This window comes from Microbispora sp. H13382, from assembly GCF_014161445.1.
Taxonomy (GTDB): Bacteria; Actinomycetota; Actinomycetes; order Streptosporangiales; family Streptosporangiaceae; genus Microbispora.
On record NZ_JABBXA010000011.1, the window covers coordinates 1 to 14,773 of the forward strand.

11 protein-coding genes are annotated in these 14,773 nt (G+C 64.4%); 7 read left to right on the top strand and 4 right to left on the bottom strand.

What is annotated here, in order from left to right:
- On the top strand, positions 1–868 hold an 868-nt coding region (locus HHX41_RS21960), incomplete at its 5' end, for an IS3 family transposase (RefSeq protein ID WP_182907518.1).
- A gap of 258 nt (positions 869–1,126) precedes the next feature.
- Here HHX41_RS21960 and HHX41_RS21965 read toward each other — a convergent pair.
- The gene (locus HHX41_RS21965; protein ID WP_182907519.1) at positions 1,127–1,468 is read right to left on the bottom strand and encodes a VOC family protein; all 342 of its coding nucleotides are present in this window, start codon (positions 1,466–1,468) and stop codon (positions 1,127–1,129) included.
- Between the two features lie 353 nt (positions 1,469–1,821).
- Between HHX41_RS21965 and HHX41_RS21970 the strand changes: the two genes are divergently transcribed.
- The gene (locus HHX41_RS21970) at positions 1,822–3,525 is read left to right on the top strand and encodes a SpoIIE family protein phosphatase (protein WP_182907520.1); all 1,704 of its coding nucleotides are present in this window, start codon (positions 1,822–1,824) and stop codon (positions 3,523–3,525) included.
- A 108-nt stretch (positions 3,526–3,633) separates the two neighbouring features.
- Here the strand turns inward: HHX41_RS21970 and HHX41_RS21975 are convergent, their stop codons facing one another.
- Positions 3,634–4,743: an acyl-CoA desaturase gene (locus HHX41_RS21975; RefSeq protein WP_182907521.1), complete on the bottom strand. Its 1,110-nt coding sequence runs from the start codon at positions 4,741–4,743 to the stop codon at positions 3,634–3,636.
- 11 nt (positions 4,744–4,754) lie between these two features.
- Positions 4,755–5,840 (bottom strand): ferredoxin reductase, encoded by a 1,086-nt coding sequence (locus HHX41_RS21980; RefSeq protein ID WP_182907688.1) that lies wholly within the window; start codon positions 5,838–5,840, stop codon positions 4,755–4,757.
- A 326-nt stretch (positions 5,841–6,166) separates the two neighbouring features.
- On the opposite strand from HHX41_RS21980, the gene HHX41_RS21985 reads away from it, so the two are divergent.
- Positions 6,167–6,418 carry a hypothetical protein gene (locus HHX41_RS21985; RefSeq protein ID WP_182907522.1) on the top strand — a complete coding sequence of 84 codons (252 nt, stop codon included), beginning with the start codon at positions 6,167–6,169 and terminating at the stop codon, positions 6,416–6,418.
- A 319-nt stretch (positions 6,419–6,737) separates the two neighbouring features.
- A complete protein-coding gene (locus HHX41_RS21990) occupies positions 6,738–6,944 on the top strand; it encodes a cold-shock protein (RefSeq protein ID WP_182907523.1) in 207 nt (68 codons plus the stop codon).
- 241 nt (positions 6,945–7,185) lie between these two features.
- On the opposite strand, the gene HHX41_RS21995 is transcribed toward HHX41_RS21990, so the two are convergent.
- Positions 7,186–7,449: a MerR family transcriptional regulator gene (locus tag HHX41_RS21995; protein ID WP_182907689.1), complete on the bottom strand. Its 264-nt coding sequence runs from the start codon at positions 7,447–7,449 to the stop codon at positions 7,186–7,188.
- 1,876 nt (positions 7,450–9,325) lie between these two features.
- Between HHX41_RS21995 and HHX41_RS22000 the strand changes: the two genes are divergently transcribed.
- From HHX41_RS22000 to HHX41_RS42360, 3 genes are all read left to right on the top strand, one after another.
- Positions 9,326–10,327 (top strand): hypothetical protein, encoded by a 1,002-nt coding sequence (locus tag HHX41_RS22000; RefSeq protein ID WP_182907524.1) that lies wholly within the window; start codon positions 9,326–9,328, stop codon positions 10,325–10,327.
- A gap of 434 nt (positions 10,328–10,761) precedes the next feature.
- Positions 10,762–12,516, top strand: a complete 1,755-nt coding sequence (locus tag HHX41_RS22005; protein WP_182907525.1) for an AIPR family protein — start codon at positions 10,762–10,764, stop codon at positions 12,514–12,516.
- Between the two features lie 346 nt (positions 12,517–12,862).
- The gene (locus HHX41_RS42360) at positions 12,863–14,671 is read left to right on the top strand and encodes an IS481 family transposase (RefSeq protein WP_396795035.1); all 1,809 of its coding nucleotides are present in this window, start codon (positions 12,863–12,865) and stop codon (positions 14,669–14,671) included.
- The last annotated feature ends 102 nt before the right edge of the window (positions 14,672–14,773 follow it).

Here is a 14,773-nt window from a genome sequence, read left to right on the forward strand (position 1 = left end):
CTCGCTGGTCCGTGAACTCGCCGACGACGGTATCCCGGTCGCGGTGGCCTGCCGAGTCCTCAACGTATCGACATCGGGATATTACGACTGGCGGGGCCGGCCCGAGCCACCGCGACAGCTGCGCAACGAAGAACTGACGAAGATGATTCACCGCATCCACGCCGAATCGCGGGGCAGCTACGGGTCTCCGCGGGTGCATGCCGAACTGACGTTGGGTCTGGGCGAGAAGGTCAACCGCAAGCGCGTCGAGCGGCTGATGCGGGCGGCCGGCCTGCAGGGCGTCTACCGGCGCAAGGGCCGCCGCAACCTGGTGAACCAGGCCACCGAGGAGGACCTGGTGCAGCGCCGCTTCACCGTCGAGGCCCCCGATGTGCTGTGGCTGACCGACATCATCGAACATCCCAGCCGCGAGGGAAGGCTGTTCTGCGCGGCCGTCATGGACGCCTATTCACGGCGCATCATCGGCTGGTCCATCGATTCGCGTCAGGATACCGATCTGGTAGTCGGAGCGCTCGCGATGGCCGTGGCGAGGCGTAATCCGAACCGGGAATCGACTATTCTGCATTCCGACCACGGCACGCAGTACACGTCCTGGGCGTTTGGAAAGCGTCTGCGGGACGCCGGGCTGCTCGGCTCGATGGGCACGGTCGGCGATTGTTACGACAATGCCATGATGGAATCGTTCTGGGGGACGATGCAGCTCGAACTGCTCGATACCCGGACCTGGGAAACCCGCGAAGAGCTCGCCAACGCCATATTCGAATGGATCGAATGCTGGTATAATCCATACCGTCGTCATTCCAGTATCGGAATGCACAGCCCCGTCACGTTCGAGAGCCTCTACCTGCACTCAGACACCATCGAGTGACCACACCACAGGTGTCCGTGCTACGGGGGGAACCTCATACAAGGCCAGGTGTGTGGGACACGGCCACATACGACAGGTGGGACAGGTCTTCAGGTCGACGAATGCGCAGTCGTCGCAGCCGCGGGGCATTCGCCTGTGCGTGACATGGCGAGAGCAAGGACGCCACTCGAGTCGCGACGACGCTCGGTCTGCGCTCTCGGTCAGGCCGCGCGGTGGCGCCGGGGAGAGCCCGGCCCTACCGAGGCCGAGCCGGGCCCGTCATAGTGGAGCGCCGCCGAACCCGATCTCGTTCCCGTCGGGATCGCGGTACGTGGTCTTGCGCACGCCGTTCGAGTAGGTCTCCTGCTCCACCGGGTCCAGTCCTCGATCGGCGATTCGCGCGACGAGCGCATCGAGGTCATCGACGATGATCGTGTGCATGGCGTAGCCGGCACGCTCGGGCCGCTGCTCGATGAACATGTATCGATGCTCCGCCAGCTCCCACACAGCCTCCGTGTCGTTCGGGAAGAACCCAGGCGGGGAACCCAGCAGCTGTTCATACCACCTCAGGGCCACCGCGTAGTCGGCCACCGGGATTCCTGCGAACAGATCAAGGGTCATGACGTCATCCTATGAATAACACCTCGGGTCAATAGCGCCGAACTTTGATCACCGTCCTTGACTATTGAGTTCGTCGCCGGCCCTGCGCGCTCGCTGACACTGGTGCCGTGATTACAGTCGGTGGATAGGTCGCGTCGAAAGCGATGTGCAGGCGCTGAGAGCGGCATTTCGCTGGGATGACCCACTATGGTTGGCCTGCTCGACGAGCATTGCCCAGGCCTCGCCGAGATGGGACCCTCCGGCTTCTTCACGGGAGCCGGCCTGCGCGATATGGCCGCGGTTTTGCCCCGCGTGCTCCGCGTGTCGGCGGGTAGAGCGTAGGCAGTGATGGACCGGAAGAAGGCAGGGCGGCGATGATGCGGCATCTGCCGAGCGCGTATGGCCATGTCGGGCTACCCGATCAGAGGTTGCTGCAGGCGGCCTTCGACAGCGCGGGGGCGGGTATCTATATTGCTGATCATGCCGGGCGTATCACTATGGCGAATCGGCAGGCCGCGGCGTTGCTGGGCCGTCCCGTGGCGGAAATGCTGGGCGCCAATGCCCACGATCTGCTGCACAGGAGCGCTGACGACGGGCTGACTCCTCGCTCCACCTGTCGGCTGATGGGGGTGCTGGTGCACCATCGTCCGGCGCGTGGCGAAGAGTCGACTTTCTTACGGGGTGACGGCAGCCTGCTGCCGGTCTCCTTGTCGGCCGCTCCGATACTGCAGGGCGGACAGGTACTCGGGTTGATCGTCGTCTTCACCGACATCACCGAGCGGCTGAACCTCTCTCGTCAGCAGGCCGGCCATCTGGCGATGTTGGAGGACTTCAACGCCCGCCTGACGCTGGTCACCGAGATCACCTCTGTGCTGACCCAGACTCTGGAAGTCGACGAGGCCTTGCAACGGCTGGGCAGGCTGATCGTCCCGCGACTGGCCGACTGGGCGGTGGTGGATCTGCGTATCGATCATGACGAGGTGGAGCGGGTGGTGGTGATCCCTCCTGCGAATGAGGCGCAGGGCTTCCCGCTGCCCGAGCCCTCCAGTTCCCTGCTGGCGCGGGTGCTGGATCGGGGCGAGACCGTCTTGCTGGGGCCCGGCGACATCGCCGGCAAACCAGACTCCGGCATGGCCGCCGCGCAGCGTGAGCTGTTCGCTGCCCGGGGGGCGGTCTCGGCGATCATCACGCCGTTACGCACCCAGCGGCAGGTGCTGGGGGCTCTCACCGTGGCGCGCACCGACCCGGCCCGCCCCTTCGACGCCACCGATGTGACGCTGGTCGCCGACATCGGACGGCGCGCGGGGTTGGCAGTGGGCAATGCGCGCCTGTTCGGCCGGCAACGCGAGGTGGCCGAAATGATGCAACGTCACCTGTTGGCCCCGCTGCCGCAGGTGGGCCACCTTGAGATGGCCGCGCGCTACCTGCCGGCCCCGGTGGGGTCTCAGGTCGGGGGTGATTGGTACGACGCATTCCTGCTGCCCGACGGCGTCACCGCCCTGGTCATCGGTGACGTGGTCGGCCACGACATCACGGCCGCCGCTGAGATGGCCCAGTTGCGCAGCATGGTGCGCACGCTGGCGTGGGACCGCTGCGTGTCGCCCAGCCTGGTCGTCAACCGCGTGGATGAGGCGATGTCGGCTGTGACGGACGTGCCCATGGCGACGATGATCTTGGCGCGTGTGGAGGGCACCGAAGACGGTCCCTGGCAGTTGCGCTGGAGCAACGCCGGGCATCCGCCGCCCCTGCTGGTCACCCCTGACGGGCATGCCCGCTATCTGGAACACAGGCAGGACCTACTGCTCGGGCTCCGGCTGGGTATCGAGTCGACCAGGCGCGACGCCGTCGAGCCGATGCCCGCTGGGAGCACCCTCGTGCTCTACACCGACGGCCTCGTCGAAAGTCCCGGCAGCGACCTGGCCACCGGACTGGCCCGGCTGCGGGCGCAGGCGGCGGCCATAGCCCACCTCCCACTGGAGGACGTGTGCGACGAGATCGTACGACGCATACCCCACGGGACCACCGACGACGTCGCCCTTCTCGCGTTGCGCTTTCCCACGGTCGGCGCCGGCGGCTGATCGTGTACGGGCCCGGCCTACGGCCTGCTCCCGGTATCCGACGGCCATCCGGCCCCGACTCTGGCCGGCCTCGGGGCTTTGTCATGCCACAGGTTGAACCGCCCGCGCTCACGCCGCAGCCTTGAGCATCCTCGCCGGCGGTTCGGCCGCCGATGGCCCGCCCGGCCCCGGCAGGGCCATCCGCAGGACACGCTTCCAGACCGAGCCGGCCTGCCGGGCCAGTGAGCCGGACGTGTAGGGGAGGCCGAACCGCTCGCACAGCGCGCGGACCCGCGGCGCGATCTCCGCGTACCGGTTGCTGGGCAGATCGGGGAACAGATGGTGCTCGATCTGGTGGCTGAGGTTGCCGCTCATGATGTGGAGGAGGCGTCCGCCGTCGATGTTGCACGAGCCGAGCAGTTGGCGGACGTACCACTCGCCGCGGGTCTCGTTCTCGAGCCGGTCCTCGGTGAAGACCTCCGCGCCCTCAGGGAAGTGGCCGCAGAAGATGATGGTGTGCGCCCATACGTTGCGTGCCATGTTCGCGGTCAGGTTGCCGAGCAGGACGGGCAGGAAGGCCGGACCGGCGAGCAGCGGGAAGGCGACGTAGTCCTTGACGATCTGACGTCGTATCTTGGCCGCCACGGCGCGGAGTTGGGCCAGCGCCTCCTTCGGATCCTTTCTTCCCGACGGGATGCGCTCCAGCTCCAGATCGTAGATCGCTATGCCGTACTCGAAGAAGAGGGCCAGCAGCGCGTTGTAGAACGGCTGGGCGAGATAGATCGGATGCCATCGCTGCTCCGGGCTGATTCTCACCACCGAATAGCCGATGTCGCGATCCTTGCCGAGGACGTTCGTCCAGGTGTGGTGGACGAAGTTGTGGGAGTGTTTCCACTGGTCGGCGGGGGAGGCGGTGTCCCACTCCCATGTGGTCGAATGGATTTTCGGGTCCCGCATCCAGTCCCATTGGCCGTGCAGGACGTTGTGACCGATTTCCATGTTCTCCAGGATCTTCGCGGCCGCCAGCGCCGCCGTCCCGACGGCCCAGGCGGGAGGCAACCAGGAGGCGAACAACAGCGCTCTTCCGCCCAGCTCCAGCTTGCGCTGGACGGCGATGAGACCCCGGATGTAAGCCGCGTCCCGCTCGCCGAGGCTCGCGAGCACCTCGTCGCGGATCTTGTCCAGCTCGCGGCCGAACCTTTCGGTGTCGGCAGAGGCCGGATGGAATGTGGCAGACATGTCTGTTCCCTTCACAGCTCGATCTCGACAGGGCCGGCCGCCACCGATACGCAGGGCTGGATCATCTCCCCTGCGTCTCCGTGCACCTGGCCGGTTCGTACGTCACGTACCTGACCGGAGCGAAGGCGCGCGACGCATCCGTAGCAGATGCCCATGCGACAGCCGCTCGGCATGAGCACCCCCGCGCTCTCACCGACGGCCAGCAAGGGCGTCTCGCCGTCGGCCTCGGCTTCTCGGCCGCTCCTGGTGAATCGGACGCGTCCCCCCGAACCCGCTGCCGCCGCCGGCACCGGACTGAAGCGCTCGACATGGAGCCCGCCCGCGGGCCCGGTCCAGTACGCGGCGATGTCATCGAGCATGGCCGGCGGCCCGCACGCCCAGACGGACCGCTCCGTCCAGTCCGGGCAGAGCCGGGCCAGATCCGCGGGCCGCAGCCGTCCCTCAGAGCGCGTGTGCCGTTCGTACAGGCGCAGCCGCGGACACCGTGCGGCCAGGCTCCGAAGCCGCCCGCCGAAGATGACGTCACCGGGTGTCGGCGCCGAATGGACCAGCACGACGTCCGGCCCCGTCACGGCCGGAAAACCGGGCAGCAGGCTGTCCAGCATGGCCATCACGGGGGTGACGCCGCTCCCGGCGGTCACGAACAGCAGGCGCGGGGGCGGTGGCTCCGGGAGGACGAACGTCCCCTCGGGCCGGCCCAGCCTGAGCACCGTCCCTGGCGCCGTCCGCTGTACGAGGTGACTGGAGACGAGCCCGCCGCGTACGGCCTTGACCGTGACGGTGACGCGACCACCGGATCTGCCTGGGGCCGACGACAGGGAGAAGGTGCGCCAGTGACGCCGCCCGTCGATGTCGACGCCGATCCGGACCCACTGGCCGGGGCGGTGCGTGACCCAGCCCCGCCCCGGGCGGATCACCAGGGTCACCGTATCGGCGGTTTCCGCATGCACCACCTCGACCCGGCCGCACAACTCCCCGGCCGCCCAGAGCGGATTGATCAACTCGAAGTAGTCTTCGGGAAGCAGTGGCGACGTCAGCCAGTGCGCGGCTGTCGCCAGCCGGCGCAGGAGGACCGCAGGGGATGCGGACGCACGCATAAGGATCACAGACAGAGCCTTCCGAGGGAACGGCAACGATCGAGGACCCAGGCCACGAACGGCTATCCGTACGACGTGTACCCGGTGCCCGCGTCCGGGACCCGCAGACAGGGGCCACGAAGGCACAGCAAGCGATCCAGGACAGGTAACGGACTGGTAGGCGGCCGGGTCCCGGTGCCCGAACCTGTGACGCGCGGCTCCAGAAGCCTGGGAAGCGGCGACGCGGATTCCCGTCGCAGGCACGGCGCTGGGATCCGGCTACGCCCGGGGAATCGCGGGAATACCGATGCGGACCGGGCCGCCGTCCCTGATTCAAGGAGGATCGTATGGCCATGGACGCCCCCTCGGGGCTGCTCTACTTACTCAGCGTCGGCAAGGAAAAGGAACTGATCCTCCGCGTGCACGGCACGATGCCCACAGCCGAGAAACTCATCAGCTGGATGGAACAGGGCACTGTGGTGTCCCTCCAGATTTCCCACGAGGGAGAGCCGGGCACATTCACCTACTTGGTCAACTTCAGGCATGTGGTGGCGGCTCGGCTCGCCCCGTACACCACGACACGGATCAGCAGCTTCTGAGCCATCGCGAAGGGCCCTGTTTGAACCTGTAGCTGCGCGGCGGCGGATGACCAGGGGCCGGACCGGCAGGTAGCGCACCCCGTGCTGGAGCGCGACTCATCCAGGCGGACAGCGGCGGGGTATGCGTATCACGCCTCACGTGTGCTAGCTTGGACGCAGTTGCAGTTGTGGTACCCATAATGAACTTGTGTGCACCTGACGGTATGTAGCCTCAGGTGCATTTTTTGTTTGCCGGTCTTCTCCGGGTGTGGGCCTATCGCGACAACGCGGAATTCGTGACAGTGCGGATTCCGGCTACGCCTATCAAGAGGAGATCGAAATGGCTACTGGCACCGTGAAGTGGTTCAACGCCGAAAAGGGCTTCGGCTTCATCGAGCAGGACGGCGGCGGCGCCGACGTCTTCGCGCACTACTCGAACATCATCTCTCAGGGCGGCTACCGCGAGCTGCGCGATGGCCAGAGGGTGGCCTTCGATGTCACCCAGGGCCAGAAGGGCCCGCAGGCCGAGAACATCGTTCCCGAATGACAAATAGCGCGACGTATCAGGGCTCGCACCTTCACTGGTGCGGGCCCTGATTCGTTTCCGGCTGCTGCATCCCCTGCTGCACGAGAATCGGCAGCAGGGGATGGCAACCACAGCCGCACAGCTCCTCGCTACCGGTGATCGACAGCGTGTGAGACGACATCACGCCTGGTAGAAGGCGCAAAATCCCGGAAAGCGAGGCCGGCGGCAGAAGGCGCGACCACCCTGATCACCTAACAAAGCACTACTGGTGTCCGACCGGACGGTCGCGCCCGTTGTTGATGCGCAGCGCCTCGGCGAGCTGGTCTTCCAAGATGATGATCCGGCAGGCGGCTTCCACAGGAGTGCCCTGATCGACGAGTTCCCGGGCGCGCGCGGCCAGCCGCAGCTGGTAGCGGGAGTAGCGGCGATGGCCGCCGCTGGAGCGTTTCGGCTCGATCAGTTTCGCGGCGCCCAGTGCCCGCAGGAACGCGGGGCTGACACCGAGCATCTCCGCGGCCGCGCCCATGCTGTAGGCGGGGTAGTCCTCATCGTCGAACCGGTCTTCGGCCCTCAATCCAGCACTGGAGCCGGCCGTGTCCGCAGTCCTGCCGTGAGCGAGTGTGTCATCCTCGGGAGCCGAGCGAGGTTGATCCATACATTCCTTTCCATCACGCGCACAGGGGGCCCCGGCACCTGTCGCGCCGGGGCCCCGAAGAGTTCAACACCATCTACCGGCCATCTGGCCGGCTCACTGTTTTCCGCATCCGCCGTACTGAGCGGCGGTGATGCGGGGATCGCGGATGCGTGACCGTAGACCACCTTCCTATCTGTGGAACTGCGGTACCCGAGCGGCGAGACTCAGCCGGCAACGGGCGATCCCGATGGCGTCAACACTCCCTTCATTCTGTCCTCGACTTCCAACTTCGTCTTGTTCCGGGCAGTTCATCGTGGTGCCAGTACTTCCGCTGCCCGGCCGAACCCTTCCTTACGATGCGAGAAACAGTAGCCTCAGCGACCACGATTGTCTACTGCGGTGAACACAGATTTTCGGTGTCGGGCGCGGCAGGCTTCCGGTGGCGCCGTCGACGAGCGGGAACGCCGCGGACGCCGGGCCTTGTTTCTGCCGCCCTCGCCTCTTGTGCTGATGGGCGGTCCCCACCACGTTCTGCGGGCCAACGCAATGGACCAGATCGACACCGTCACGGTGCCCAACACGCTGCCCCGCTCCGCCGCAGCGGCGGACATCGGCAAGGTGCTGGCCGCGATCTGCACCCGACGGCCCCGAAAGGACGTGCCGCTGGACCGGATGTGTGATCGAGTGCTGTTCGAGACCGCCTACGTCTGCGCGCCCGCGCATCCGAGGTGTGCAGGTTGTACGTGGAGGACTAGACCTTGCGCCTGGACGACAAGCACGCGCGGGTCCACGGCAGGGGCGGCAGCGTGCGCACCGTGCTGTTGGATGACCGCGGCCACGCCACGCTGTGAACGACAAAGTCGCTGACGCCGAGATCCGCGTGCTCCCCGCAAGGCCCATCTCAACCCAGAAACCTCAGGTCAGATGGGGTGTTAAGTGGTGGGGCGCCAGGGACTCGAACCCTGAACCGACGGATTAAAAGCTCGGCTGATCATGGTTCCAGACAGTTCAATGCAGGTCAGCGGGCCTACGTGGTCCGTCTAGAACCGTCCTGGACGGCCTCGTACTGCAACTCAAAGTGCAACCAACGGCGCTCCGTTGGGCCGGGGCTGAGGAACGAGGCCCCGGACCGCCGATCGCCCCCAGCCACCGCACATCATCAGCCACTTAACAGGCGATCGTGACACGGAACCCCATGACTGACATCCTGCTTGCAAAGACGCACGCCAATCTCGCTCGATCTGCGGGAACGCTGCTTACGGCGTTGATCGTGTGCCCTGTGGCTTCCCGCTGTTTCCCCTCCTCTCCCGCCTCATCGGGCATAGTGATGTCCTCACTGAGGCGGTCTTCGGTAGAGCGCCGCGCCTCCCCACATGAGTACAGCTTTGTTCAGCCATGCCGCTCACGCGGCCGGTGACCGCTGGCCGCCGGGACCGGGTCCCAGGCCGATGCCCGGCCGTTAACGGGATTTGGCTGCCGGATGATGGAAGCCGCCACTGTCGCCATGCAACCCACGGGTCACCGCGGTGCAACCATTGAGTATCAAGGATGTCACGGCTTAGCCCGGGGGCGAGGGTTACTCGGACAGGTTGTCCCGGAAGTCAAGGCAACCTATATTTAGGGGAGGCATGGAGTTCGGAATTGGGTCTGAGCCACCGCCGACATGCTTGAAGACGCTGGTCTCGTCATGCGCGGCCAGGCACCGCATCCTCTTCTCCCCGAGCCGATTGGACCTGATGCGTCCTTTCTGGCGAAAGGACGCATCCCTATGACTATCTACTCCCAGCACTCGAATCGCGGAAAAGTGCAGATCCTGGCCACCTATCGCGCGCCGGCCGGCGTCCGGTCGGTGACTGTGACGAGCGTGGAGAACATCGCGCTTGCTGCACCTTTGGTGAGTGCACTCAACGACATCTCCGCCTACGCTGCCGTCCCGATCGCTGTGCGGGACGAGCGCGGAGCGCGTGTGGCGCGCTACCCCGTCGACCACCTTGCCGTGCTCGTCGATCAGGGCGCGCGAGAGAATCTGCTGAAGGGCGCGCACAGCCTCTGGTATGAGTACGTGAAGCTGCTGCTTCACCAGGCGCTGATCGATCTGGACGCTGCAATGTCTTCGGTGCCCGTACCGGTTCGGACGGCAGTAAGAGCCGAGATCGAAACGGAGGGGTACGCACTGATCAGGGCTGCAGAGAATCTCGACCCTGAGGAGGCGGAAGACGCGCGCTTGTGCGAGTTCGACAATCCGTTCGTCACTTTCGAAAGCCGACGTGGGAACGTCTACCTTGGCGATCCCTACTGCCTAAAAGGTGAACGCTACCGTCTGGATCGCCTCGAACAAGGCGCTTCCCGCAGACGGCTTGAACAGGCAGTCGATGATCTACGGCTTCTCTACGACGCCTATGCTCGATGCAACAACGGGCGGGCGAACCTGATCATCGACAGCTCGCTCTTCATCGAGTATGAGCCAGAGGACGAGCTGGGCCGCTACTTCCTCAGTATCTTCGCCCCTATGCCTAGCGATGATGACGACGCGTGGCAGTTGGAAATCGCGCAATGGATACCCGAGGACCCAGAGGAGGAGGACGGTCCCGCAACTGGAGAACCAGTCCTTCGCTGCGTTCGAGCAGCCCCACCTAAGGCCTCAGAGCTCATCGAAGTGCTGAATCTTAGCCAAGCGCGAGCCCAACTGGCTGATTGGGCGGTAACTCCCATTGGCGAGGCGCTCGACGGTACGACGTTCATGGTGACCCGTCGCTATGACGACCAGTAGAGAGTCGGGTGACGAGCTTCGTTGATGCTCCGACGGGATCACCCGGGATTCGTCATCTCGCTGCTCGGCGGTTTCGTGAACACTCTGGGGCGCAAGCGGTCTCCGTCGGCTGTATTAGCTGCTTTCTCGTTGGTTGCCCGTGAGCATCCGCGATTCCTCCCGTGTTCCCGTGGCATCTGGCACGGGAACACGGGCTGTTGCCCCTGCGGACGCACGCACCTCTCTCGAAGGGAAGAGTCGGCCGCCCTAGCGGACTGGCCAGGGGAAGCTTGTCGTGATCACCGCGTAGCCAGGGTCCCCGAATGTTGCAGTAGGTCTTCGGACCCCGCACACCACCAGGGAAGCGACAACTAAGGCGTCTTGTCGGAGATCCCTAGTTACAGAAACAGTCTCCGTGAGATGATGCCTTAGCCCGACGAAGAGAGGTTTCTATGATGGCCAAGTCGCCCAGTAACGCACAGACGCTATTGATGCGCATTTTCGACACTTGGCACGCAGAAAATCTGCCCGGCGCGTCAAGCGGAACTGCGTTTGAAGTATTTGCTTCAGAGCTCGTCCTCCGTTCCTATGGGCTATCACTTGAAGAAGTGAGGCTCGGTATAGTGGGAGGCGGACAAGATGGCGCTATTGACTCCATCTACGTGTTTTTTGATGACGCACTGCTGGATGAGGACTCCGAGGTAGTATCCGACAGTAGTAAGCCGAGCGACTTTGGTCAAGATAGGTCACTAGAACTTTGGGTAATTCAAGCCAAGAGGACGGCCGCATTCTCCGAGGAGGCAATCGATAAGCTTGAAAATTCGCTGCGCCGCCTGCTTGACCTTTCTCAGCCGTTGGACGAACTATCGTCACTCTACAACAGCGACGTTCTCGCCCGCATTGGCATCTTTCGTTCCACTTGGGAGAAGGTCCTCACGCGTCGTCCCCGAATTAGCGTCAACGTTGTATATGCAGCGCCCGGCGACCGCAAGGGTGTAAACCCGCAGGTTGAAGCCAAGCTGCTTGCGCTAAAGCATGTCGTTCTGATGGCGGTACCTGACGCGCGCCATTTAACTGTAGAACTGCTCGGAGATGTGGAGCTTCTGGCGAAATACAACGAGAGGCCGTCATACACACTCCCAATGCGCTACCAAGAAAGCGTTACCAGCGGACAATCTCACATAGCACTTGTCGGCCTAAAGGACTACTACGACCTTATCGTAGACGAGAATGGGCGCCTGCGACGACATCTCTTTGAGATGAATGTGCGAGACTATCAAGGAAATGTCTCGGTCAATCAGGAGATCCGAAAGTCTTTGGCGAATCCAGGGAGTCCCCAATTCTGGTGGCTGAACAATGGCGTCACTATCATCTGCAGTGATGCCACGAGTGCCGGCAAGACATATTCGCTGTCGAACATCCAGATTGTTAATGGACTTCAAACCAGTCACGAAATCTATGACACGCTGAAGGTGAATCCGCCGGAGCACATCGAAGACCGTATGCTTCTCGTGCGTATTATCGTAACCACCGATTCACTCACACGCGACCAGGTCATCAGGGCCACAAATAGGCAAACAACTGTCACTGACGCGTCACTAAGAGCGACCGACGAAGTGCAACGTAACATTGAGAACTACTTTCTTACCAAAGGGTGGTACTATGACCGTAGAAAGAATTTCTACAAGAATGACGGCAGAGATACTTCGAAGATTGTTAGCATCTCACTCGTGGGCGCGGCAATAACAGCCATGGGACTGTCCCGGCCAGACAAGTCGCGCGGGAAGCCGTCGTCACTACTTAAGAACGATGACGACTATAGATCTGTGTTCAACTCTTCAATAGACCTGGAGATCTACTTCTGGGCGGCAAAAACTCAGCGACAGATCGACGCTTTTATCGTGTCAGAAGCCGCTGACGCGACAGTTTCCCAGAAGAGTAACTTGCGATTCCATTTGTCCATGCTTGTAGCCGAACATCTTTATGGCGGGCCACTGAGAAGCCCTCAGCAACTTCGTAGGCTTGCTCTAGAAGACGCTTCCATGTCAGGCGAGGAAGTATCCGTGCTATTTCAAGCCTTGAAAGACTGGTCAGCTGGTTACTTGAAAGCCAACGGAGTTATTCTGGAAAGGGCCACGAAGGCTCAGCGTTTCAGTGATTTCCTGCTAAGTCGCGCCGCGAAGCATAGGGCCAGCATTCAGGAGTCTTGACCGATCTCTTGAGGGTGATGCACCAGGCCAGTCGACGGGCAACGGCGATGAGAAGTAGGAGGGAATCATCTCTGGCAGCGGCCTGGAGCCGGCCGCGCGCGAGAACGGCCTCCAGGCCGCACGCGCAGCGTGCGGCCGGGCGTAGGGCCGCGAGGCGGCGCGGAGCGCCGCCCTTGATACCTACAAGCACAACTCGGCAAAACTGACGTGTGCAGGCTGTCCTGTCCCGCGACATGCTTGACACATCAGTCCCAGGACATGTTTGACGGGTGCCGTTTTCGGTCGATCTTTCGTGCGTCGTTTGCGGGTGGCGCGCGTCGGGAGGCCGGGATTGGCCCTGGTCGATTTGTCCGTTGTCGAGCAGCGTTATCGGGCGGTTTTGGCGGTCCTCGCCGGGGCGAGTGTGAGCGAGACCGCCGCTCAGGTCGGGGTGTCGCGGCAGACGATGCATTCCTGGCTGCGCCGCTATCGGGAATCCGGTTTGTCGGGGTTGGTCGACCGTTCCCGCCGTCCGAAGTCGTCGCCGTCGCAGTTATCGGCGGAGGTGGAGGTGATGGTGTGTGAGCTGCGGCGCGAGCATCCGCGGTGGGGTCCTGTCCGGCTGGTGCACGAGGCAAAGCGCCTGGGGGTGGATCCGGTGCCGTCGCGGATGGCGGTGTATCGGGCGCTGGTGCGTCACGGCCTGGTGAATCCGCGGCAGCGGCGCAAACGCCGGGAGGACTACCTGCGGTGGGAGCGGCCTGCGCCGATGCAGTTGTGGCAGATGGACATCGTCGGTGGGGTGTTCCTGGCCGACGGCACTGAGGCGAAGGTCGTCACCGGGGTCGATGACCATTCCCGCTACTGCGTGATCGCCTCTGTGGTGGCTCGTCCGACCGGGCGGGCGGTGTGCCTGGCCTTCGCCCAGGCGCTGCAGAGGTTCGGGGTGCCGGAGGAGGTGCTGACGGACAATGGCAAGCAGTTCACCGACCGGTTCGGCAAGGGCGGGGAGGTGCTGTTCGACCGGATCTGCCGGGACAACGGCATCGCGCATCGGCTGACTCAGCCGCGTTCGCCGACCACGACGGGGAAGGTCGAGCGGTTCCATCAGACGCTGCGCCGCGAACTGCTCGATGACGGGGTGCCGTTTGAGGACCTGGCGGCGGCGCAGGCCGCCTTAGACGCGTGGGTGATCGAGTACAACACCCGGCGGCCGCATCAGGCGATCGGCATGGCCTGTCCAGCCGAGCGGTTCACCCCTGCGGCCGACCCCTGGGAGGAGCTGCTGCCGCTGCGGCTGCCCGGCGCGCTCAAGGCGGTCGACGGGCAGGCCGCCCCGCCGCAGCCGGCACCAGCACCACAGATCCCCGCACCGGTCCAGGTTCCGGATCAACGGGACACTCCTCCGGTCGCCGGCCAGGAGCCGCCCAGGCGGTGGTCGGGCGGGCCGGTGGAGTTCGATCGCGTCGTTCCGGCCAGCGGCAACATGTTCGTGGCGGGACGCCAGTTCTGGCTCGGCCCGGACCGGGCCGGGGTGATGGTGACGTTCTGGGCTGGCACCGACGTCATCCACCTGCTGGTCGCCGGGGTGCGGATCAAGAGCTTCCGCTCGCACCTGTCGAACGCCGACCTGGCCAAACTCGCCGCCGCCGGGGGACGCGCAGCCGGGCCGGCGCCGCTGCCGCCCGCCGAGCCGGGAACGGCGGTGGAGGTGGATCGGACCGTCAGCCGCTCGGGCACGGTCAGCCTGGCCGGACGCGTCGTGCTGGCCGCCGAGATCCTGGGCGGCCGTCGGGTGACCGTCCGGATCGAGGAGCACACGTTGATGTTCTTCGACCCCGACACCCGGGAGCTGCTCCGGACCCGGCCTAATCCGATCAGCTGGGACCGGGTGCGGCATCTACGCGACGCCCGCCCGGCTGGGCCGCCACCGAGGCCCTCGGCCGAGCCGGTCACGGTGCAGCGGGTCGCCAGCAACAGCGGCGTCATCATGGTCGTCGGGCAGAAGGTCGCCCTCGGACGCATCCACGCCCGCGCGATCGTCACGGTGCACGTCAGCGACACCACGCTGACGATCGAACTGCCCGACGACACCCGCGTGGTCCGCCGCACCACCACTCAACCCGTCCGCAGCGTCAAAGCGGCCCGGCCCCGCAAGGCCGGTCATGTTTCCTAGGGTGCCCGTCAAGCATGTGGTGGGACAGAACTGTCAATCATGTTGTGGGACTAGACATGACGTGTGCAGGCTTCCGTATAGGTCGCAGAACGACAAGCGCGG